A 22,468-nucleotide genomic window follows, 5' to 3' on the forward strand; every position below is an offset into this window, starting at 1 on the left:
AAGCGGCGCAGTCCCGCGCGGACCGGCCGCTTCCGTGGCCGCTCAGTCTTCTTCCGGGCGTGGCTTGTAGGCCTCGACCAGCTTCTGCTGCACGTTCACCGGGACCGGCTCGTAGTGGCTGAAATCCAGCGAATAGCGACCGCGGCCGGCGGTCACCGATTTCAGTTCGGCCGCATAGCCTTCCAGCTCCGAAAGCGGCACCTGCGCCTTCACCAGGATCTCGTTGCCGCGCACGCTGTCGGTGCCGCTGATGCGCGCGCGCTTGCTGGCCAGACCGCCGCTGACGTCGCCCATGTGCTGCTCCGGCGCGCTGACCTCCAGTTCGACGATGGGTTCCAGCACCTGCGGGCGCGCCTTGCCGATGGCGTCGAGGAAGGCCTTCTTGCCCGCCGCGACGAACGCGACTTCCTTGCTGTCGACCGGATGGTGCTTGCCGTCGTACACGATCACGCGCACGTCCTGGATCGGATAACCCGCGACCGCGCCGCTGCGCAGCACCTGGCGCACGCCTTTCTCCACGGCGGGCATGAACTGGCCAGGGATCGTGCCGCCCTTCACCTCGTCGACGAACTCGAAGCCGCCGCCGCGCGGCAGCGGTTCGATGCGCAGGAACACCTCGCCGAACTGGCCCGCGCCACCGGTCTGCTTCTTGTGGCGATGGTGGCCTTCGGCCTTGCCGGCGACGGTCTCGCGATAAGCGATGCGCGGCGGACGCGAGTTGACCTCGACACCGTAGCGGTCCTTCAGGCGTTCCAGGTTGATGCGCAGGTGCAGGTCGGACAGGCCGCGGATCACCGTCTCGTTGGTTTCCACCTCGTGCTCTACGACGAAGCACGGATCCTCCTCGGCGAGCTTGTGCAGTGAAGTGGAGAGTTTCTGTTCCTGGCCCTTGCTCGCCGCATCGACCGCGAGCCCGAACATCGGGCGCGGAAAATCCAGCGGCGCCAGGCGGATCTGGTCCTCGTCGTGGCTGTCGTGCAACACCGCATCGAAGTGCAGTTCGTCGACCTTCGCCACCGCGGCGATATCGCCGGGAATCGCCTGCTCGATCTCGACGTGGTCCTTGCCCTTGAGCTTGAACAGGTGGCCGACCTTGAACGGCTTCTTGCCGTCGTCGACGAGCAGCTGCGTGTCCTTCTTCACCGTGCCCTGGTAGACACGGAAGATGCCGAGCTTGCCGACGAAGGGGTCGTTGACGATCCGGAACACGTCGGCCAGTACGTGCGCTTTCGGGTCCGGCACCGCTTCGATGCGTTGCCGTTCCGGGCCTTTCTCGAATGGCGGCGCGTTGGCTTCGGCCGGATTCGGGAACCAGCGCTCGGCGACATCGAGCAGTTCGGTGATGCCGGCGCCGGTGCGCGCCGAACAGAACAGGACGGGCACCAGGTGGCCCTCGCGCAGGCACTGTTCGAACGCGTCGTGCAGCTCGTCGCCGGACAGGCCTTCCTCGCCGACGTCGAGGTAGTGCTCCATCACCGTCTCGTTGATCTCGACGATCTGGTCGATGATCTTCTGGTGCCAGTCGCTCAGCGGGCCGAGATCGCTGTCGCCGGTCGGATTGAGCAGGCAGTCGACCACGCGCTTGCCGTCGTCGGCTGGCAGGTTCAGCGGCAGGCATTCGGGGCCGAACGCTTCGCGCAGGTCGGCCAGAACGCCTTCGATGGACGTGCCCTCGTGGTCGATCTTGTTGACGACGATGGCGCGGCACAGGCCGCGTCCGCGCGCGTACTCCATCATCCGGCGCGTGCCGTACTCCACGCCGCTGACGGCATCGACGACGACCAGTACCGTTTCCACCGCGCCCAGCGCCGACAGCGCCGGACCGCGGAAATCCGGATAGCCGGGCGTGTCGATGAGGTTCACGTGAATGCCCGCGTGGTCGATCGAGGCGATGGCCGCGTCGATGGAATGGCCACGCTGCTTTTCGATGGCGTCGAAGTCGGAGACCGTGCTGCCGCGCTCGACGCTGCCTGCCGTCTGGATTGCGCCGCCGGCCTGCAGCAGGGCTTCGAACAGTGTGGTTTTGCCGGCGCCGGGGTGGCCTGACAGGGCCACGTTGCGGATGTTCTGTGTGCTGTAGGGCATGAGCGGACTTCTCCCGCGTCTGTCGGGTGGGAAGGCCGTCATGGCTGTCCGCGCTGCGCGCCAGCGCAGGTGCGCTCGGCGGGCGGTCATGGCGGAAAACTCCGGCGGGGCCGGGATCGCAAGCCTCGCGCAAGGGGCAGGGGTGGTCAAGCGCATGGAGGGCGAAATGCGAAACAGGCGCAGCCGTTCACGCGCCGCGTGAAGGCGGCGTGCGGCCGGTTTCGGGCACGAACCGACATGCCCGGCTAACGTCCCGCGCGCTAGGCTGGCGCTCCTTCACGTCGAACGGGAGTTGCGTCATGGCCTTCAAGCGTTACGCCGATGCGGTCTGGCAGGGCGACCTGCAGGGCGGCAAGGGCGCGATGAGCACGCCTCAGAGCGGGCTGTTCGCCGACCAGAACTATTCCTTCAAGACCCGCTTCGGCGACGAGAAGGGCACCAACCCCGAGGAACTGCTCGCCGCCGCGCACGCCGGCTGCTTCTCGATGGCGCTGTCGGCGGTGATGGGCAAGGCCGGCGTGACGCCCGAGCGCATCCAGACCCGCGCCGAGGTGACGATGGAGCCTGGCGCCGATCCCGGCCCGACCGTCACCGGCGTGCAGCTGATCGTCGCCGGCAAAGTGCCGGGCATCGACGCGGCGCAGTTCCAACAGTTCGTCGACGCGGCCAAGGCCGGCTGCGTGATCTCGCGCGCGCTGTCGGTGCCGGTGACCGCGACGGCCACCCTGTCGAACTGACGCACGGATGGCATCGGAGGCGATCTCGCGTGCCGTGCTCGTGCACGGCGCCGGTGGTGGCGGCTGGGAATGGAATGTGTGGCGGCGGGTGTTCGCCGCACGCGGCATCGATGCGGTGGCCCTCGACCTGGCGCCGGCCGCGGCAGGTCTGGCGGCCACCGGCTTCGGCGATTACCTCGCGCAGGTGCGCGCGGCGCTGGCCGGGTTACCGCGTCCGCGCGCGCTGGTCGGGGCCAGCCTCGGCGGCCTGCTCGCCGCAGCCTGCGCCGACGAGGCCGATGCGCTGGTGCTGGTGAATCCGCTGCCGCCCGCGCCGTGGTCCGCCTCGATGCCCGCGCGCGATTGGCCCGACCTCGTGCCGTGGCGGCGCGACGCGCGCCTGTCGTCCACGCGCCGCTCGCTGGCCGATGCCGACGACGCGACGGCGCTGTTCGCGTTCCGCCGATGGCGCGATGAATCGGGCGCGGTGTTGCGACACGCGCAGGCGGGCCTGAACGTGGCCGCGCCGTCCTGTCGCACGCTGATGCTGACTTCGGATCGCGATGAAGACGTACCGGCCTCAATCACGCTGGAAATCGCGCACGCCTGGAACGCCGACGTCGTGAAGCTGGCCGGTTCGCATGTGGGCCCGCTGCTGGGGCGCGACGCCGCACCGGTCGCCCTCCGGGTGGCGGGCTGGCTGGCGCAGGGACGGGTGTCCCGGGCGGCGTGATCCAGTTATGGGAATTCCGGCTCAGGGCCAGTCGATGGTCCCGGCGACGACGTTGCAGACCTGTCCACCCGACCAGACTTCTCCGTCCTCGTCGACGCGCAGTCTCAGGCGCGCATCGAATCCGACCTCGCGACCCTGGCTGACGAGGTAACGCCCGTTGCGGCCGGGCAGGGCGCCGTTGTGGTTGAGCCAGGCCGCGAGCGTCGCGTTGGCCGCGCCCGAGGCAGCGTCTTCGAACCGGGCCGGTGCCCCAACGAACGCGCGCACGACCAGGTCGTAATCGCGCCCGGCATCGGCACGCGCGAAGGCGCACAGGCCCATCGTTTCGGTCGATTCGGCTAGATGCGCGATCGCATCCCAGTCCGGCGCCGCGCCGCGCAATGCGGCCTCACTGGCGAGTTCGGCCAGCCACCAGCGCCGCCCGCCGTCCATGAGGGCCGGCGGCAATGTGCCCGGAGCGAGGTCCTTGAGGACGTCGGCCAGCCGCGCGTCGCCCGCTTCGGCGACTTCGACCACGCGGGCGCGCGGCGTGCGCACCGCGATCACGCGCGCGGCGCCTTCGCCGTCGACCGACAGCGGCAGCGTGCCGGCGATGCCCTCCTGCAGCAGTCGCCCCTGTTCCGGCCGGGCCAGACCGGCCTCGAGCACGACGTGCGCGGTGCCGACGCTGGGATGGCCGGCGAACGGAACCTCGCGGCGCGGGCTGAACATCCGCACGCGGTAACTGGCGCCGGGCGCGGTCGGCGGAAACACGAATGTGGTTTCCGGCAGCCGCGTCCAGCGTGCGATCGCCTGCATGGCGTTGTCGTCCAGGCCTTCGGCGTCGAGCACGGCGGCCAGCGGATTGCCGGCTCCGGGCCGATCGGCGAACACATCCAGTTGCAGGTAGCGGCGAAGCGTCATCGGGTGGGGGTCCGAGTGGGGATTTCGACTAGAATTGCGGGGTTTACGGCCGCGTTACTCGCCTGATCGGCGACGGCGCGCCATTCTAGGTTCTGTGCGGGCGGCGTGCCCGCACGGTTGCAGGCGTAACAACTTACCAATCCCCTTCACTTTTCGATCTGAAGATCATCACGAGGACAGTTGCGGTGGCGCAAGCGAATCGCTGGGTAGTACTCAAGTTCGGCGGCACATCCGTGTCTCGCCGGAACCGTTGGGACACCATCGGACGCCTCGCCGGAAAACGCATGTCCGAGGAAGGCGTGCGCGTGCTGGTGGTGGTGTCGGCGCTGTCGGGCGTCACCAACGAGCTGCAGGCGATCGCCAATGGCGACGGCATCGACGCGCGCATCGCCGCGCTGGTCGAACGCCACCGCGCGTTCTGCGGCGAACTCGACCTCGATCCCGACCAGGTGCTTGGCCAACGGCTCGCCGCGCTGCAGGCGCTGGCGACCGATGCGCGTGCGTCTTCGCGTCCGTTGGAATGGCAGGCCGAAGTGCTGGCGCAGGGCGAGCTGCTGTCGTCCACGCTCGGCGCGGCTTACCTGCGCACGCAGGGCCACGACTTCGGCTGGTGCGATGCGCGCGAGTGGCTCGATGCGGTGTCGCTGCCCAACGCGAGTGCGTGGTCGCAGCGACTGTCGGTGAACTGCCGCCTCGATGGCGACGGCTTCGGCGCGCGCTTCTCCGAGCAGGCTTCGCCGATGCTCATCACCCAGGGTTTCATCTCGCGCCACGGCGACGGCGGCACCGCGATCCTCGGACGCGGCGGCTCCGATACGTCGGCTGCGTACTTCGGTGCGCTGCTGAAGGCACAGCGCGTGGAGATCTGGACCGACGTGCCCGGCATGTTCAGCGCCAATCCGCGCGACGTGCCCGAAGCGCGCCTGCTCACCCGCCTGCACTATGCCGAAGCGCAGGAAATCGCCACCACCGGCGCGAAGGTGCTGCATCCGCGTTCGATCGCGCCGTGCCGCGACGCCGGCGTGCCGATGGCGATCCTCGACACCGAGCGCCCGGATTTGCCGGGCACGCGCATCGATGCGACCGCCGCGACCGTGCCGGGCGTGAAGGCGATCAGCCGTCGCAACGGCATCGTGCTGGTGTCGATGGAAAGCATCGGCATGTGGCAGCAGGTCGGCTTCCTCGCCGACGTGTTCGAACGCTTCAAGCGCCACGGCCTGTCGATCGATCTGATCGGTTCGTCGGAAACCAACGTCACCGTGTCGCTGGATCCGAGCGAGAACCTGGTCAACACCAACGTGCTCGAAGCGCTCAGCGCCGATCTGGCCGAGATCTGCCGGGTCAAGGTGATCGCGCCGTGCGCGGCGATCACCCTGGTCGGTCGCGGCATGCGTTCGCTGCTGCACCGCCTGAGCGACATCTGGGCGACGTTCGGCCGCGAGCGCGTGCACCTGATCTCGCAGTCGTCCAACGACCTCAACCTGACCTTCGTCATCGACGAGGCGGACGCCGAAGGCCTGCTGCCGCACTTGCACGCCGAGCTGATCCGCTCGCGCGCGATGCCGGTGCGCGATGCGACGGTGTTCGGTCCGAGCTGGCGCGAGATCGCGTTCGGCGCGCCCAAGCGTGCGCCGGCGTGGTGGCGCGGTCGCCGCGAGGCGCTGCTCGCGATCGCGCAGCAGGGCACGCCGCGCTACGTGTACGACCTGGCCACCGTGCGCGAACGCGCGCGCTCGCTCAGCGAGACCGCCGCGGTCGACCGCTGCTTCTACGCGATCAAGGCCAACTCGCACCCGGCGATCCTCAAGGCCATCGCCGGTGAAGGCTTCGGCCTGGAATGCGTGTCGCAGGGCGAGTTCGAGCGCGTGTTCGCCACGCTGCCCGACCTCGCGCCGGGTCGCGTGCTGTTCACGCCGAGCTTCGCGCCGCGTCGCGAGTACGAGGCGGCATTCGAGCGCGGCATCATCGTCACGCTCGACAACATCGAGGCGCTGCAGCGTTGGCCGGAGGTGTTCCGCGATCGCACGATCTGGCTGCGCATCGACCTCGGCCACGGCGAAGGTCATCATGAGAAGGTCCGCACCGGCGGCGTCGCCGCCAAGTTCGGCCTGCCGATGACGCGCTTCGACGCGTTCATCGAGGAGGCGCGCAAGCTCGGCGTGCGCATCAGCGGCCTGCACGCGCACCTGGGCAGCGGCATCGAGGATCCGAACCACTGGCGTGGCGTGTATGCGCACCTGGCCGGCCTGGCCGACAGCGTGGGCACGATCGAGACCATCGACATCGGCGGCGGCCTGCCGATCCCGTACACGCCGGAGGCGCCGCAGTTCGACCTGGCGTTGTGGCGCGACGGACTGGCCGAGATCAAGTCCGCGTATCCGCGTTACGGGCTGGTGATCGAACCCGGTCGCTACCTCGTCGCCGAGAGCGGTGCGCTGCTGCTTACCGCGACCCAGACGGTCGAGAAGGACGGCGTGCGCCGTGTCGGCTGCGATGGCGGCATGAACGCACTGATGCGCCCGGCGATGTACGAGGCCTACCACGGCATCTTGAACATCAGTCGCCTGAACGATGGCGAGACGGCCGTGTTCGACGTGGTCGGTCCGATCTGCGAGAGCAGCGACGTGATCGGCCGCGGCCGCACGCTGCCGGCCGACACGCGCGAAGGCGACGTGCTGCTGGTCGCCGACGCCGGCGCCTACGGCATGGCGATGGCCAACACCTACAACCTGCGGGCCCTTCCGGCCGAGGACGTCATTGAATGAGTGAGTGGAAATTCAACCGCGACGCGATCCGTGCGTTCCGTTTCGTGCGCTGCAGCTTCGATGCGGCGACCGGCGTGGCGCAGCTCGTGTACGCCTTCGACGATGGTCCCGAACTGATCGAGACCGTCACCGTGCCCGGCGCGCCGTTCGCGCTGGACGATGCCCGCGCACAAGCCGCCGAACGCGCGCTGCGCCTGCTGCACCTGATCGCCGGCGTCAGCTACTACAAGGCGGCGGTGCCGGAGGAGATCCGCATCGATTCGTACGCGATCGACGCGGACACCGCGGCGTTGATGGAGCTGATCTACGTCAACGGCCTGGGCGAGTTCGCCTATCGCAACGGCTTGAACCTGCACGGCCGGATCCGCTTCCCGGTGGCGCAGCAGCAGGGCGCGAGCGCGCCGGCGCTGGGCCTGCGCGAGCACGCGCTGGTCGCCATCGGCGGTGGCAAGGACTCGCTGGTGAGCATCGAAGCGCTGCGCTCGCTGGGCATCGAACAGACGGTGACCTGGATCGGCGGCTCGCAGTTGATCCGCGCCTGCGCCGAGCGCACCGGCCTGCCGACGCTCAACCTCGGTCGCACGCTCGCACCGCAGCTGTTCGACTACAACCGCGAAGGCGCGTGGAACGGACACATCCCGGTCACCGTGCTCAACTCGGCGATCATGGTCTTCGCGGCCGTGCTGCTGGGCGTGGACCAGGTGGTGTTCTCCAACGAACGCTCGGCCAGCTACGGCAGCATGATCGAAGGCACTGGCGAAGTGAACCACCAGTGGTCCAAGGGCTGGGCGTGCGAGCAGGCGTTCGGCGAGTACGTGCAGCGCGAGATCGCCGCGGACCTGCACTACTACTCGCTGCTGCGCCCGCTCAGCGAGCTGGCCGTGGCGCGACAGTTCGCGCGGACCGACCGCTACGACGCGCACTTCAGCAGCTGCAACCGCAACTTCCACATCCTCGGCGAGCGTCCCGCGAGCCGCTGGTGCGGCGTGTGCCCGAAGTGCCACTTCGTGTTCCTCGCGCTCGCGCCGTTCATGCCGAAGCCGCGCCTGATGGGCATCTTCGGTCGCAATCTGCTCGACGATCCGGCGCAGACCGGCGGGTACGACGCGCTGCTCGAATTCCAGGACCACAAGCCGTTCGAATGCGTGGGCGAGGGGCGCGAATCGCGCGCCGCGATGGCAGCGCTCGCCGAGCGCCCGGAGTGGCGCGAGGATGCACTGGTCGAACGCTTCGTGCGCGAGATCCGTCCGCAGCTCGACGCGTCGGAACTGCGCATCGAGCCGCTGCTGGTGATCGACGACGAGCACCGCATTCCCGCTTCGCTCTGGGAGCGCCTGCGTGCGCAGTTCGCCGCTTAGGATCGCCGCTCTCGAAGGCCGCAAGGTCGCGCTGTGGGGCTGGGGCCGCGAAGGCCGCGCCGCCTACCACGCGATCCGCGGCCGCCTCCCGTCGCTGCCGTTGACGCTGTTCTGTTCGGCCGATGAAGCGGCCGACGTCGTCACGCTCGGCGATGCGAACCTGCGCGCCGAAACCGTCGCCGACGCGGAACGCCTGTCGGCGTTCGACGTGGTGGTGAAATCGCCGGGCATCAGTCCGTATCGACCCGAAGCGATCGTGGCGGCGGAGCGGGGCACGCGCTTCATCGGCGGCACCGCGCTGTGGTTCGCCGAACACGCGAATGCGGACGGCATCGTCGACGACGTCGTGTGCGTGACCGGCACCAAGGGCAAGAGCACCACCACCGCGCTGCTGGCCCACCTGCTGCGCGCCGACGGCCTGCGCACCGCGCTGGTCGGCAACATCGGCCTGCCGCTGCTGGAAATCCTCGATCCGCGGCCGTCGCCGGATGTCTGGGCGATCGAGCTGTCGAGCTACCAGACCGGCGACGTCGCGCACAGCGGCGCGCGCCCGCAGGTCGCGATCGCGCTCAACGTGTTTCCCGAACACCTCGACTGGCATGGCTCGCACGAGCGCTACGTCGAGGACAAGCTGCGCCTGCTGACCGGCGCGCGTCCGCGCATCGCCGTGCTCAACGCGCGCGATCCACGCCTGGTCGAAGTCGGCGAGACATTGACGCGAGACGGCGACGTGGACGTGCGCTGGTTCGGCCATGCAGAAGGCTGGCACCTGCGCGAGGACGATCTCTATCGCGGCGATCGTTTCGTGATGGACACGCGTCCGTTGCCTTTGCCGGGGCGGCACAACCGCGGCAACCTTTGCGCCGTGTTGACCGCGATCGAAGCGCTCGGCCGCGACGCGATCGCGTTGGCGCCACGCGCGGTGGAATTCCGCCCGTTGCCGCATCGCCTGCAGACGCTGGGCACGCGCGACGGCGTCGCCTACGTCAACGATTCGATCAGCACCACGCCGCACGCCAGCCTCGCCGCGCTCGACTGCTTCGACGACAAACGCGTGGCGATCCTCGTCGGCGGACACGACCGCGGCCTGCCGTGGGAGGCGTTCGCGGACGCGATGCGCGCGCATGCGCCGGTGGCGATCATCACGATGGGCCAGAACGGTCCGCGCATCAACGCGCTGCTCGCGCCCATCGCCGTACAGGGTTCGTTCGTGCTGGGCGAGGCGGCCGATCTGGTCGATGCGATGCGGCAGGCCCGTGCGGCGCTGGCAGGCGAGGGTGTCGTGCTGCTGTCGCCGGGCGCGCCCAGCTTCGGTCCGTACAAGGACTACGTGGCCCGTGGCCGCCATTTCGCCGAGCTGGCCGGCTTCGATCCCGAGATGATCAGCGCGATTCCGGGACTCGGCGTCGCCTGAGTCGGCTCAGGCGGTTGGCACGCGGTCCCGTTCCTGTTTCAGCGAGCTGCCGGTCCAAGCCGCTCAGTGGTCGCGGCTGACCGCGTAGCGCGCCAGTCCACGCAACGCCAGCGTGTAGTCGTTCTCGTCGAGGCCGTCGAGCGCGCGTTCGGCGGCGTGCGCGTATTCGTGCGCACGACCGCGGCTGTACTCGAGGCCGCCGGTGGCGTGGATCGCGGCGAGCACGTCCGGCAGCGCGCCGGTATCGCCGTGTTCGACCGCCGTGCGCAGGCGCTCGCGCGTGGCGGCGTCGCTGTGCGCGATGGCGTGGATCAGCGGCAGCGTGGCCTTGCCTTCGGCGAGATCGTCGCCGAGGTTCTTGCCGAGCGTCTGCGCGTCGGAGGCGTAATCGAGCACGTCGTCGGCGATCTGGAACGCGTAGCCGAGGTTGAGGCCGTAGTCGTGCATCGCATCGCACGTCGCTTCGTCCGCGCCGGCCAGCAGCGCGCCAAGGCGCGTGGCGGCGGCGAACAGCACCGCGGTCTTGCGTTCGATTACGCGCAGGTAAGCGGCTTCGTCGGTGTCCGGGTTGCGCACGTGCAGCAGCTGCAGCACTTCGCCTTCGGCGATGCGGTTGGTCGTATCGGCGAGGATCTGCATCACCGTCATGCGTTCCAGCTCGACCATCAGCTGGAAGCTGCGCGAGTACAGGAAGTCGCCGACCAGCACGCTGGCCGCGTTGCCCCACACGGCGTTCGCGGTCTTGCGTCCGCGTCGCAGGTCGGATTCGTCCACCACGTCGTCGTGCAACAGCGTCGCGGTGTGGATGAACTCCACCACCGCCGCCAGCTGGTGCGCGTCCGGACCGCGGTGACGCAGCGCGCCGGCCGCCAGCAACAGCAGCATCGGTCGCAGCCGCTTGCCGCCCGCGCCGACGATGTACTCCGCGACCTGGTTGATCAGCACCACGTCCGAGGCCAGCCTGCGCCGGATCAGCGCATCGACCGCGGCCATGTCCTCGCGGGCGAGGGCCTGGATGGCGGCCAGGTCGGGAACGGCAAGGGTCGTGGGACTGGACTGCATGTAGCGCACCGCGTCGGTGGGGTTCCGGATTATACGGGGCGTCGCCGTGGAGACGGTCGCGGATTTAGGACACGTCCGATGTACCTCATTTCGACCCGGAACCACGCTTTGGCTGCATGCGCAACGCAACGTTGCAGGGGATCAGGGAGGACAGGGGCATGGCAAAACGACGCGCTGTAAGCATTCCGCCGGTGGCATTGCCGTCGTGGCCGGGACCACGCCACGTGGACCGGATCGATGCGGGACTCAGGGCGCTCACCGGCGGACAGCGCGAAGCCCTGATCGCATCGGTGGCGCGTGCGATCGATCAGTACCTTGCAGCGACCTTGTGTGCGGGCCGCATCCACGACGGTCTCGAGGCCGCGCTCGACGAGGTGCTCCGACATGCGGTGCCCGGGGCCGGGCAGCCGCATGGGGCAGGCAGGGACAGCCTCACCGGTCCGCTGAGGCGCGCCGCATGAGGATGCCGCCGGAGTCCCTCGGCCAACCCGACGAGGCGCAGATGGACCCGGCCGCGGTGGAGCTGATGCGCCTGTGGGTCGCCAACCGCTGCCTTTGCATGAGCCTGCGGCCGGAACTGGAAGCCGAACCCTCCGAGTTCGGCGTACTCCTCGCCGACCTGTTCAGCCATGCCTGCCGCGCCTACGCCGGGCATGTCGGGGGCAGCGAGGCCGACATCCGCGCGACCATGTTCCTGGCCTTCGCCCGGCGCATGGGCGACCACCCGGAAGAGACGGTCCGGGCCTACCTGCTCCCGTGCTGAACCCCGATGCTGCGGCGTCCAGAGCGGCCCGGGACGGGCCGGAGGGGCTGTTATGATGCGATGTCCTTCCGTCGCCAGGCGCATTGCCCGGACCGACGGACCCGTACAGCGGCATACCCATAGAAGAGGGGCAGGCACAATCCATGGCACGCGGCATCAATAAGGTGATCCTGGTCGGCAATCTTGGCGACGATCCCGAAACCAAGTACACCCAGGGCGGCATGGCCGTGACCAAGGCGCGTTTGGCCACCACCAGCGTCCGCAAGGACCGCGACGGCAACACCCAGGAGCGCACCGAGTGGCACCGGGTGACCTTCTTCGGGAAGCTCGGCGAGATCGCTGGCGAATACCTCCGCAAGGGCAGCCAGGTCTACGTCGAAGGTTCGATCCGCTACGACAAATACACCGGTCAGGACGGCGTCGAACGCTACTCCACCGATATCATCGCCGACGAGATGCAGATGCTCGGCGGCCGTCCGGGCGAGGGCGGCGGAAGCCGCAGCGAATTCCGTGGTGGTGGTGAGCGCAGTGGCGGCGAGCGCAGCTCGCGTCCGCCGGCGCGCCAGGAATCCGCACCGCGCCGCGAGGCCCCGCCGGCCAAGTCCAGCAACTTCGCCGACGACTTCGCCGACGACGACATCCCGTTCTGATCCGATTTCGCTGCCCCATTCATTGCGATTCGATGGAGTTCCGATAAGTGCCCACTTGGCTCGTGACCGGCGGAGCCGGTTTCATTGGCGGTAATTTCGTGCTCGACGCCGTCCGGCAGGGCATCAAGGTCGTCAACCTCGACGTCCTGACCTACGCCGGCAACCTCGACACGCTGCGTTCGATCCAGGGCCAGCCCAGCCACGTTTTCGTGCAGGGCGACATCGGCGATGCCGCATTGATCGAGCGGCTGTTGCGCGAACACCGTCCCGACGCGGTGATCAACTTCGCGGCCGAGAGCCACGTCGACCGCTCCATCGACGGCCCGGCCGCGTTCGTGCAGACCAACGTCGTGGGCACGCTGAACCTGCTGGAGAAGACGCGCGATTACTGGAAGTCGCTGGACGATGCGGCGCGTTCCACGTTCCGCTTCCTGCACGTGTCCACCGACGAGGTCTACGGCACGCTGGGCGAGACCGGCAAGTTCACCGAGGAAACGCCGTACGCGCCGAACTCGCCGTACTCCGCGTCCAAGGCCGCGTCCGACCATCTGGTGCGCGCGTTCCACCACACCTACGGCCTGCCGGTTCTCACCACCAACTGCTCCAACAACTACGGTCCGTACCAGTTCCCCGAGAAGCTGATCCCGCTGATCATCGCGCGGGCGCTGGCCGGCGAGCCGCTGCCGGTCTACGGCGATGGCCGCAACGTGCGCGACTGGCTGTACGTCGGCGACCACTGCACCGCGATCTCGCGCGTGCTCGAGGCCGGCCGCGTGGGTGAGACCTACAACGTCGGCGGCGATGCCGAGCGCGAGAACATCGTGGTGGTGAAGACCATCTGCCGCCTGCTCGACGAGCGTCGTCCGCTGGCCGATGGTCGCGCGCGCGAAAGCCTGATCACCTTCGTTGTCGACCGCCCGGGCCACGACCGCCGCTATGCCATCGACGCCTCCAAGCTGAAGCGCGAGCTCGGCTGGGCGCCGACGGTGACGTTCGAGCAGGGCATCGCGCGCACCGTCGAGTGGTACCTGGACAACCAGGCCTGGGTCCAGCGTGTGCTCGACGGCAGCTATCGCCTCGAACGCATCGGCCAGGCGGCCTGATCATCCACGCCAGGGCCCGCTTCGTGCGGGCCCTGCATCGAGAGCAGACATGAACCGCAAGGGCATCATCCTCGCCGGTGGATCCGGCACCCGGCTGTATCCGATCACGCAGGGCGTGAGCAAGCAGCTGCTGCCGGTCTACGACAAGCCGATGATCTATTACCCGCTCAGCGTGCTGATGCTGGCGGGCATCCGCGAAGTGCTGATCATCAACACGCCGCACGAGCAGGCGTTGTTCAAGACGCTGCTCGGCGACGGTTCGCAATGGGGCATGCGGATCGAATACGCGGTCCAGCCGAGTCCGGATGGTCTCGCGCAGGCGTACCTGATCGGCCGCGAGTTCGTCGCCGGCCAGCCCAGCTGCCTGGTGCTGGGCGACAACATCTTCCACGGCCCCGGCCTCACCGCGATGCTCAAGCGCGCCAGTGCACGCGACAACGGTGCGACTGTTTTCGGTTACTGGGTACGCGATCCCGAGCGCTACGGCGTGGCCGAATTCGATGGCAATGGCCGCGTGATCGGCCTGGAGGAAAAGCCGGCCAAGCCGCGCTCCAACTACGCTGTCACCGGCCTGTACTTCTACGACGGTCGCGCCAGCGACTTCGCTGCGGAGCTCAAGCCGTCCGCACGCGGTGAGCTGGAGATCACCGATCTCAACCGTCGCTACCTCGAAGAGGGCTCGCTGCACCTGGAGCAGCTCGGTCGCGGTTACGCCTGGCTCGACACCGGCACGCACCAGTCGTTGCTGGAAGCGTCCAACTACATCGAGACCATCGAGGCGCGCCAGGGCCTGCGCGTGTGCTGCCCGGAAGAGATCGCCTGGAACAACGGCTGGATCGACAATGCGCAGCTCGACGCACTCGCGCGTCCGCTCGCCAAGAACGGCTACGGCCAATACCTGCTGAGCCTGGCCGAACGGGGGCCGGTGCCGTGAAAGTCATCCAGACCGACCTGCCGGGCTGCGTAGTCATCGAACCGCGAGTGTTCGGCGACGACCGAGGCTTCTTCTTCGAGTCGTTCAACCGCGACAAGCTGGCCGAACATGGCCTGAGCCCGAACTTCGTGCAGGGCAACGTGTCCTCCTCCAGCCGCGGCGTGCTGCGCGGGCTGCACTACCAGTGGCCGCGTCCGCAGGGCAAATATGTGTCGGTGGTCGAAGGCGAGGTATGGGACGTGGCGGTCGACATCCGCCGCGGTTCGCCGCACTTCGGTCGCTGGACGGCCGTGCTGCTCAGCGCGGAGAACAAGCGCCACTTCTGGATCCCGGAAGGTTTCGCACACGGCTTCGTCGTGCTGAGCGAACGCGCGGTGTTCACCTATCTGTGCACCGAAACCTACGATGCCGCGGCCGATGCGGGCATCCGCTGGAACGATGCGAAGCTCGCCATCGACTGGCCCGTCACCGACGTGTCGCTCTCGGACAAGGACGCGCGCGCGCCGTTCCTCGACGAGGTGCCCGAGGATCGCCTGCCGGTGTACGCACCGTGAGGTTGCTGGTCGTCGGCGCGAATGGCCAGGTTGGTCATGCGCTGCTGCAGTCGCTGGCGCCGCTGGGCGAGGTCGTCGCGACCACGCGCTCGGGGCAGTTGCCCGATGGCCGCGCCTGCGAAACGTTGGACCTTGCACAGACGGACGGTATCGAAGCGTTGCTGCAGCGCATCCGCCCGGATGCCGTGATCAACGCGGCCGCCTACACCGCGGTCGATCGCGCCGAGGACGAACCGGAAGCCGCCTTTGCCGCCAACGCGGAAGGCCCCGGCCACCTCGCGCAGGCATGCGCCTCGCGCGGCATCCCGCTGGTCCACTACTCGACCGACTACGTCTTCGACGGCCGCGGCACGCGTCCGTATCGCGATGATGATGCAACAGATCCGCTCGGCATCTACGGCGCCAGCAAGCTGGCCGGTGAGGAAGCCATTGCCCGCAGCGGTGCGCGCCATCTGATCCTGCGCACCGCATGGGTGTACGGCCTGTATGGCGCGAACTTCCTGCGCACGATGCTGCGCGTCGGCGCCGAGCGCGACGAACTGCGCGTGGTCGCCGACCAGCGCGGCTGCCCGACGCCGGCCTGGCTGATCGCCGATGTGACCGCGCAGATCCTTCGTCATGGCATCGCGGCTTCGGGAATCCGCCACCTCGTGGCGGCGGGCGAGACGAACTGGCACGGTTTCGCCAGCGCCATCTTCGACGGAGCCCATGCGCGCGGCCTGATCGCACGCAAGCCCAACGTCGTCGCGATCACCACGGCCGACTACCCCACGCGCGCGACGCGTCCGGCGTACTCGGTGCTCGACACCTCGCACCTGCGCGAGGAATACGACCTGGTCCTGCCGGACTGGCGCGACGCCCTGATCGAGACCTTGTCCCGCCCCGCCTGATGTCCCACTTCCGCGCCCTCGCGGATCGGATAGGCTCTGCACGCGCCCGGATGGCGACTGCGCCACCGGCTCGCATGACAGGGACAGCCACAGGGGGAGCAATGAGAGCAATCGCAATGCTGGCGGCGCTGATCGCGCTGTTGCCGGTCGGAACTGCCGTGGCCGCGGATGTCGACGTCGCCGCCTACACGAAGAAAGACCAGTTCACCGATCTCAAGATCTCGCCCAACGGCGAGTACCTGGCGGCCACCGTGCCGCTGGAAGATCGCACGGCGCTGGTCATCATCGACCGCGCCACCATGAAGCTGACGGCCAACTTCACGCCGCCGCAGAACAACCACGTCGAGGATTTCCGCTGGGCCAATCCGGAGCGGGTCCTGATCGAGCTCTCGCAGAAGATCGGCGCGCTGGAGAGGCCGCGGCTCACCGGTGAGCTGGCGGCCATGAACGCCGATGGCAGCGCGACCGAACTGCTCCTTGGCTACCGCATCGACGACGGCGGCCTCGGCACGCATATCAAGCCCAAGAAGGACAACAACCGCGTCTGGGGCATCCCGATCGATGGCCCGTCGATCAACGATCGCTCGGTGCTGGTGTCGACCCAGGTCTACGGTTCGAACGACCCGTACTCGAACGCCGAGCGCATGGACCTGTACAACGGCCGGCTGGCGCGCGTGGCCAGTGCGCCGCTGCGCAGTGCGCGGTTCACCGCCGACAACAAGGCTGTGGTCCGTTTTGCCGCAGGTGCGGATTCGAACAACACGCGCCATCTGTTCTACCGCAGCGGCGAGGGCGCGCCGTGGGAAACGCTGTTCGTTGAGCGCAACGGCCGCTTCGAATATCCGATCGGCTTCTCCGCCGACGACAAGATCGCCTATCTGCGCGTGGAAATGCCCAAGGGCCCCGATGCGATCGTCGCCCTCGACCTGCAAACACGCGAACGCACCGAAGTGCTGCGCGACGACGACAGCGATCCGGCGCAGATCCTCTATCGCAACAACACGCGCGTGCCGGTCGGCGTGCAGTTCATGGATGGCCGCCCGCGCGTGGCGTACTTCGATGCGACCTCGAAGGAGGCGCGCCTGCAGCGCAGCCTCGAGGCGGCATTCGAAGGGAGCGCGGTGCTGGTCACCTCGCAGACCAGCGACGGTCGCTTCGCGCTGGTGCAGGTCTACAGCGACCGCAATCCGGGCGACTTCTATCTGTTCGACGTCCAGAACCTGAAGGCCCAGCATGTGGTCGCCCGTCGCGAATGGTTCGATCCGGAACTGACCGCGTTGATGAAGCCGATCAAGGTCCGTGCGCGTGATGGCCTGATGCTGCACGGCTACGTCACCACGCCCAAGGGTTCCGAAGGAAAGGCGCTGCCGATGGTGGTGATGCCGCACGGCGGGCCGTTCGGCATCCAGGACACCTGGGGTTTCGACTCCGAGGCTCAGATGCTGGCCGATGCGGGCTACGCAGTGCTGCAGCTCAACTACCGCGGTTCCGGCGGCTACGGTCGTGCGTTTGAGGACGCCGGTGGGCGCGAGTGGGGACGTCGCATGCAGGACGACCTTACCGATGCGACGCAGTGGGCCATCGCCGAGGGCATCGCCCAGGCCGACCGCATCTGCCTGGCAGGCGGAAGTTACGGCGGTTACGCCTCGCTGATGGGCGTCGCCAAGGAGCCGGACCTCTACCGCTGCGCCGTCGGCTATGTCGGCGTGTACGACTTGCCGAAGATGCATGCCGACAACAAGAGCCAGGTTTTCCGCTGGGGCAAGTGGACTGTCGACTGGGTGGGCAAGCCCGAAGAGCTGGGCGAGGTGTCGCCCAACCGGATGGCCAAGCGCATCAAGGTGCCGGTGTTCCTCGCAGCGGGTGGTGAGGACGAGCGCGCGCCGATCGAGCACAGCCGCCTGATGGAACGCGCGCTGCGCGACGCCGGTGTGCCGGTGGAAACGCTGTACTACAACAACGAAGGCCACGGCTTCTACGTCGAGGCCCATCGTCGCGAGTACTACACGCGCCTGCTCGCATTCCTGTCGCCTCACCTCGGCGGCGGTGTTGCTACGACCACCGGTGGCACGGCGGAGAAGAGCGCGAAGTAGGTCGCGTGTTCCGCAAGACGAAACACGAACGGCGCCGCAGGGCGCCGTTCGCATATGGATCCAGCGTTGCGGCTACTTCACGCCATGCATCATCCGGCGCAGCACGGGCGATGCGATGAAGGCGAGGATCGCCCAGCCGATGCCGATCCACATCATCAGCCAGAACAGGTCCGCGTACTTCGCGCCCGCGACGGCGAAGTCGAGCGCTTCACCTTCCACCGTGTCGAGTGCGGCCAGCTTGCCGAACAGCGCGGCGAGCGTCTCGGAGAACGCGGTGGCGAGGAACCACGTGCCCATCATCAGGCTGACCACGCTGCGCACCGACAGCTGCGTCACCGCGGCCAACCCGACCGGCGCCAGGCACATCTCGCCGATTTCCAGCACCAGGTAGGCGAGCACCAGCCACCACACGCTCGCCATCGCGCCGGTCGCGCCGGCATGCTGCGCGGCCCACGCCAGCGGCACGAAACTCAATCCCGCGAACAGCAGTCCGAGCGCGGACTTCGCCGGCTTCGACGGATCGAGCCCACGGCGGTCCAGCGTGTCCCACAACCGCGCGAACATCGGCGCCAGCAGTACCAGGAACAGCGCGCCAAGGTACGTCAGCGATCCCGCTGTCTGCGGCAGCACCACGCAGTCGCGCAGCAGGAAGACGAGCATGGTCACGATCGCGCCGGCGAACAGCAGCTTCGGCAACGGTGAATCCGGGCGACGATCCGACAGCGCGGCGGATGCGACGAACGCCAACGGCGCCAGCAGCAGCGACACCGTCGACCACGGCCACGGCGTGCCTTCGCGGATCACCAGCGACGGGAACACGTCCTTGGTCATCATGCGGTCGGTGAAGGTCACCCACGAACCGTAGGTCTGCTCGTACAGGGTGAAGAACACCAGCGCCATGAAGATCATCGCCAGCAGCGAGATCATCTGGTGACGCTGCTCGCGCGTGCAGCGCGCGGTCACGAACCACGCGAACCATCCCAGCACCGCCAGCATCACCAGGATCATCAGCAGCAGCGCGAGCGAGATCTCGCCGCCGAGCGCGAAGCGGCCGTTCGCCACCGCCCACATCAGCGACGCGACCGGCACCAGCGCGAGCAGCGCGCCGAAGTAGATCGCCCATTCGCGCGGCAGGCCGAACACGCGTTCGCGCAGGCGCGCAGGGGCCGGGGGTTCGGCGTGGCCGTGCAGGTACTTCTGCCCCCACAGGAATTGCGCCAGCCCCAGCAGCATGCCGATGCCCGCCGCGCCGAAGCCCCACTTCCAGCCCAGCGTCTGGCCGAGGTAGCCGCACACCAGCGACGCGAACAGCGCGCCGAGGTTGATGCCTGCGTAGAACAGCGAGAAGCCCGAGTCGCGGCGCGGATCGTTCTGCGGATACAGGCGGCCGACGATGGTCGAGATGTTCGGCTTGAGGAAACCCACGCCGAGGATGATCAGCGCCAGCGACAGGTAGAACACCCGCAGCGCGCCTTCGTCGCGGACCACGGTGCCGGCGCTGACCGTCGCCGCATGGCCTTCCACCGCCATGCCCAGGTGACCCGCCACCAGCAGAAGACCACCGAACACCACCGCCTTGCGCATGCCCAGGTAGCGGTCGGCGAGCAGGCCGCCGACCACGGGCAGGCAGTACACCAGGCCGCCGTACGCGCCGAGCACGTCGAGGCCGGAACGGTCGCCGAAGCGGTGGTGCTGCAGCAGGTAGAGCAGCAGCAGCGCCTTCATCCCATAGAAGGAGAAGCGCTCCCACATCTCGGTGAAGAAGCAGACGTAGACGCCCTTGGGGTGGCCGAAGAGTTCGTCGCGTGGATCGCGGGCGAGGGGCAAGTCGAGGGTGGCCACGGGCGCCTCCGCGAAGGTTCGGGCGAGTATAGGCTTCGACGCGCGTCGACCTGCCGCAAGGGGAGAGGTGCAAGCCGATCCGATGCTTTTCCTTCTCCCCTCGCGGGAGAAGGTGCCCGAAGGGCGGAAGAGGGCGCGCGCAGCGCGTGCCCACCCCCTCTCCCTGGCCGCCTTCGGCGGCCTGTCCCTCTCCCGCAAGGGGAGAGGGTCTTGCTCTTGTTGTCCCTCGAGGCGACCGAACGGCACCGTGCTTCGATCGCAAGTCGTTTTGCCTTGCGCGCGAGCCGTTCTGCCTTGCGCAAGACACCGGGACTCGATCGCGAGACGTTCTGGCTTGCGTGCGAGGAGGCGAGTCCCGCCGAGGCACTGCTCCCGCTTGCGGGCGAGGCGACGAACCCGGGCATCCGCTGCAGTCCCTCGGCCTTGCTGGCTTCCGGGGCGCGGGATTCCCGCGTCGGCAGCTGTCCGCTCCCTGCGCCACCGCATGGTTTTTGCCGTGCTCGGCCGTTTGCTGCAGCGCTTTTTACAGGTCCGCCGGTGGATGCGATGATCCGGGACCGCTCGATCCGCCCGAATCTTCCTGGAGCCGCCGATGGCCTCACCCGCGACGCCGCAATTGACCTTCCGTGCCGTCCTGCTGGCCGTCGTGCTGGCGGTCATCCTCTCCGCCGCCAATGCCTACCTGGGCCTGTTCGCGGGCCTGACCATCGCCACCGCGATCCCGGCGGCCGTCGTCTCGATGGGCGTGCTGCGCCTGCTCGGCGGCGGCAGCATCCTGGAGAACAACATCGTCCAGACCGGCGCCTCGGCCGGTTCGTCGATCGCCGCGGGCGTGATCTTCACGATCCCGGCGCTGATCATCATGGGCTACTGGCCCGACTTCAAATACTGGTGGGTGGTCGGCATCGCCGGTCTCGGCGGTCTGCTCGGCGTGCTGTTCTCGGTGCCGCTGCGCCGCTCGATGATCGTCGAGGAACCGCTGCCGTTCCCCGAAGGCAAGGCCGCGGCCGAAGTGCTCAAGGCCGGTGAGAACCCCGGTCCGGGCCTGAAGATCCTCGGCGTGGCCGCGTCGCTGGGTGCGCTGGTCAAGCTGGCCGCCGAAAGCGGTCTGCGCCTGATCCCCGACAACGCCGTCGGCTCGGGCTTCATCGGCAAGTACCTGGGCTACATGGGCACCAACCTGTCGCCGGCACTGCTGGGCGTGGGGTACATCGTCGGCCTTAACATCGGCATCGTCGTCGTGTCCGGCAGCATCCTGTCGTGGCAGTTCGCGATTCCGATCTACCACGCGTTCTTCCTGAATTCCGATCCGGTCCTCGCCGCGCAGATCGCCGGTGCGTCCGCCGCCGACGCGGGCGGCGCGATCTGGTCAGCGAAGGTCCGCTACCTCGGCGTCGGCGCGATGCTGATCGGCGGCATGTGGACGCTGTTCTCGCTGCGCAAGTCGCTGGCCTCCGGCATCAAGAGCGGCCTCGCTGCCGCGCGCAAGGGCGGTGGCCTGGCCGTCGCCGAAACCGAACGCGACCTGCCGATGAAGTGGATGCTGGTGGCGCTGGCCGCGTTCGTGGTGCCGCTGTGGATGCTCTACCACGCCATCGTCGGCGCCTGGGGCATCAGCCTCACCATGACCATCCTGATGATCGTCGCCGGCTTCCTGTTCGTGTCGGTGTCGGCATACCTCGCCGGCCTGGTCGGTTCGTCGAACAACCCGGTCTCGGGCATCACCATCGCCACGATCCTGTTCGCCTCGCTGGTGCTGATGTTGCTGCTCGGCCGCGATTCCGCCATCGGCCCGGTGGCCGCGATCATGATCGGCGCGGTGGTGTGCTGCGCCGCGGCGGTCGGCGGCGACAACCTGCAGGACCTCAAGGCCGGTTACATCGTCGGCGCCACGCCGTGGAAGCAGCAGCTGATGCTCGGCATCGGCGCATTCTCGTGCGCGCTGATCATGGCGCCGGTGCTCAACCTGCTCGCCACCGCGTACGGCATCGGCGCGCCGACGCCGGAACATCCGAACTCGCTTTCCGCACCGCAGGCCACGCTGATGGCATCGGTCGCCAAGGGTCTGTTCGGCGGCAAGCTGCCGTGGGACATGATCGCCATCGGTGCGGTCATCGGTGCGCTGACGATCGCGCTGGACGAGTGGCTGAAGTCGCGCAAGGCGCACTTCCGCGTGCCGGTGCTGGCCGCCGCCATCGGCATCTACCTGCCGCTGGAACTCATGGTGCCGATCTTCCTCGGCGGCCTGCTGGCCTACATCGTCGAGCGTCGCCACGGCCTGACGCTGGACAGCGACGAGGCCGATCGCGACCGCGCGCATCGTCCGGGCACGCTGTTCGCCGCGGGCCTCATCACCGGTGAAGCACTGACCGGCATCCTGATCGCGATCCCGATCGTCTTGTCCGGTCGCGCCGACGTGCTGTCGCTGGGCACGCACCTGGGGCCGTGGGTCGGCCTGGCCGTGCTCGCCTTCGTCGGCTGGCTGCTGTACCGCACCAGCGTGCGCAACGGCGGCGCGGCGGAATCGAAGCCCGCGGCCTGACGAATCCTTGAACTGCCGTCATTCCCGCTTCGGCGGGAATGACGGAGCCGTCGTACCTGCG

At 68.3% G+C, this 22,468-nt stretch carries 18 protein-coding genes; 14 read left to right on the forward strand and 4 right to left on the reverse strand.

The genetic code is table 11. The annotated features are described in order from the left end of the window. Positions 1 to 42 precede the first annotated feature (42 nt). Positions 43 to 2,085, reverse strand: coding sequence for an elongation factor G (fusA, locus tag FOF45_RS11270; protein WP_158984915.1), 2,043 nt, complete (start codon positions 2,083 to 2,085; stop codon positions 43 to 45). A gap of 299 nt (positions 2,086 to 2,384) precedes the next feature. Here fusA and FOF45_RS11275 point away from each other — a divergent pair, with 299 nt between their 5' ends. Both FOF45_RS11275 and FOF45_RS11280 read left to right on the forward strand, forming a co-directional pair. Continuing rightward, the gene (locus FOF45_RS11275) at positions 2,385 to 2,822 is read left to right on the forward strand and encodes an OsmC family protein (protein ID WP_158984918.1); all 438 of its coding nucleotides are present in this window, start codon (positions 2,385 to 2,387) and stop codon (positions 2,820 to 2,822) included. 7 nt (positions 2,823 to 2,829) lie between these two features. Continuing rightward, the gene (locus FOF45_RS11280; RefSeq protein ID WP_158984920.1) at positions 2,830 to 3,534 is read left to right on the forward strand and encodes an alpha/beta fold hydrolase; all 705 of its coding nucleotides are present in this window, start codon (positions 2,830 to 2,832) and stop codon (positions 3,532 to 3,534) included. A gap of 21 nt (positions 3,535 to 3,555) precedes the next feature. Here the strand turns inward: FOF45_RS11280 and FOF45_RS11285 are convergent, their stop codons facing one another. Then, positions 3,556 to 4,437, reverse strand: a complete 882-nt coding sequence (locus tag FOF45_RS11285) for a PhzF family phenazine biosynthesis protein (RefSeq protein WP_158984922.1) — start codon at positions 4,435 to 4,437, stop codon at positions 3,556 to 3,558. 185 nt (positions 4,438 to 4,622) lie between these two features. On the opposite strand from FOF45_RS11285, the gene FOF45_RS11290 reads away from it, so the two are divergent. From FOF45_RS11290 to murD, 3 genes are read left to right on the forward strand one after another with little or no spacing between them, the layout of a single operon-like run. Further along, complete coding sequence (locus FOF45_RS11290; protein WP_158984924.1) at positions 4,623 to 7,202, forward strand: bifunctional aspartate kinase/diaminopimelate decarboxylase; 2,580 nt, start codon at positions 4,623 to 4,625, stop codon at positions 7,200 to 7,202. Next, positions 7,199 to 8,560, forward strand: coding sequence for a UDP-N-acetyl-alpha-D-muramoyl-L-alanyl-L-glutamate epimerase (gene murL, locus FOF45_RS11295; RefSeq protein WP_158984926.1), 1,362 nt, complete (start codon positions 7,199 to 7,201; stop codon positions 8,558 to 8,560). Before FOF45_RS11290 ends, murL begins: the two co-directional genes overlap by 4 nt. After that, complete coding sequence (gene murD, locus FOF45_RS11300) at positions 8,541 to 9,974, forward strand: UDP-N-acetylmuramoyl-L-alanine--D-glutamate ligase (protein ID WP_158984928.1); 1,434 nt, start codon at positions 8,541 to 8,543, stop codon at positions 9,972 to 9,974. Before murL ends, murD begins: the two co-directional genes overlap by 20 nt. A 63-nt stretch (positions 9,975 to 10,037) precedes the next feature. Here the strand turns inward: murD and FOF45_RS11305 are convergent, their stop codons facing one another. Continuing rightward, the gene (locus FOF45_RS11305) at positions 10,038 to 11,045 is read right to left on the reverse strand and encodes a polyprenyl synthetase family protein (protein WP_425481917.1); all 1,008 of its coding nucleotides are present in this window, start codon (positions 11,043 to 11,045) and stop codon (positions 10,038 to 10,040) included. 149 nt (positions 11,046 to 11,194) lie between these two features. Between FOF45_RS11305 and FOF45_RS11310 the strand changes: the two genes are divergently transcribed. The 8 genes from FOF45_RS11310 (at position 11,195) to FOF45_RS11345 (ending at position 18,023) form a co-directional block, all read left to right on the forward strand. Beyond that, positions 11,195 to 11,497 carry a hypothetical protein gene (locus FOF45_RS11310; RefSeq protein ID WP_158984932.1) on the forward strand — a complete coding sequence of 101 codons (303 nt, stop codon included), beginning with the start codon at positions 11,195 to 11,197 and terminating at the stop codon, positions 11,495 to 11,497. Continuing rightward, positions 11,494 to 11,799: a DUF5076 domain-containing protein gene (locus FOF45_RS11315; RefSeq protein WP_158984934.1), complete on the forward strand. Its 306-nt coding sequence runs from the start codon at positions 11,494 to 11,496 to the stop codon at positions 11,797 to 11,799. Before FOF45_RS11310 ends, FOF45_RS11315 begins: the two co-directional genes overlap by 4 nt. A 143-nt stretch (positions 11,800 to 11,942) precedes the next feature. Continuing rightward, positions 11,943 to 12,449 carry a single-stranded DNA-binding protein gene (ssb, locus tag FOF45_RS11320; protein ID WP_158984936.1) on the forward strand — a complete coding sequence of 169 codons (507 nt, stop codon included), beginning with the start codon at positions 11,943 to 11,945 and terminating at the stop codon, positions 12,447 to 12,449. A 47-nt stretch (positions 12,450 to 12,496) separates the two neighbouring features. Next, positions 12,497 to 13,552, forward strand: a complete 1,056-nt coding sequence (gene rfbB, locus FOF45_RS11325) for a dTDP-glucose 4,6-dehydratase (RefSeq protein WP_158984938.1) — start codon at positions 12,497 to 12,499, stop codon at positions 13,550 to 13,552. 49 nt (positions 13,553 to 13,601) lie between these two features. Then, positions 13,602 to 14,486, forward strand: a complete 885-nt coding sequence (gene rfbA, locus FOF45_RS11330) for a glucose-1-phosphate thymidylyltransferase RfbA (RefSeq protein WP_158984940.1) — start codon at positions 13,602 to 13,604, stop codon at positions 14,484 to 14,486. Then, a complete protein-coding gene (rfbC, locus tag FOF45_RS11335; RefSeq protein WP_158984942.1) occupies positions 14,483 to 15,040 on the forward strand; it encodes a dTDP-4-dehydrorhamnose 3,5-epimerase in 558 nt (185 codons plus the stop codon). Before rfbA ends, rfbC begins: the two co-directional genes overlap by 4 nt. Further along, complete coding sequence (gene rfbD, locus FOF45_RS11340) at positions 15,037 to 15,930, forward strand: dTDP-4-dehydrorhamnose reductase (RefSeq protein WP_158984944.1); 894 nt, start codon at positions 15,037 to 15,039, stop codon at positions 15,928 to 15,930. Before rfbC ends, rfbD begins: the two co-directional genes overlap by 4 nt. A 101-nt stretch (positions 15,931 to 16,031) precedes the next feature. Then, positions 16,032 to 18,023, forward strand: a complete 1,992-nt coding sequence (locus tag FOF45_RS11345; RefSeq protein ID WP_158984946.1) for an alpha/beta hydrolase family protein — start codon at positions 16,032 to 16,034, stop codon at positions 18,021 to 18,023. A gap of 72 nt (positions 18,024 to 18,095) precedes the next feature. Here FOF45_RS11345 and FOF45_RS11350 read toward each other — a convergent pair whose 3' ends face one another. Then, complete coding sequence (locus tag FOF45_RS11350) at positions 18,096 to 19,865, reverse strand: peptide MFS transporter (protein WP_158984948.1); 1,770 nt, start codon at positions 19,863 to 19,865, stop codon at positions 18,096 to 18,098. Positions 19,866 to 20,457: 592 nt separating this feature from the next. Here FOF45_RS11350 and FOF45_RS11355 point away from each other — a divergent pair. Next, positions 20,458 to 22,407 (forward strand): OPT family oligopeptide transporter, encoded by a 1,950-nt coding sequence (locus FOF45_RS11355; protein ID WP_158984950.1) that lies wholly within the window; start codon positions 20,458 to 20,460, stop codon positions 22,405 to 22,407. The last annotated feature ends 61 nt before the right edge of the window (positions 22,408 to 22,468 follow it).

Origin of the sequence: Lysobacter panacisoli (genome assembly GCF_009765165.1) — a bacterium.
Lineage (GTDB): Bacteria > Pseudomonadota > Gammaproteobacteria > Xanthomonadales > Xanthomonadaceae > Lysobacter_J > Lysobacter_J panacisoli.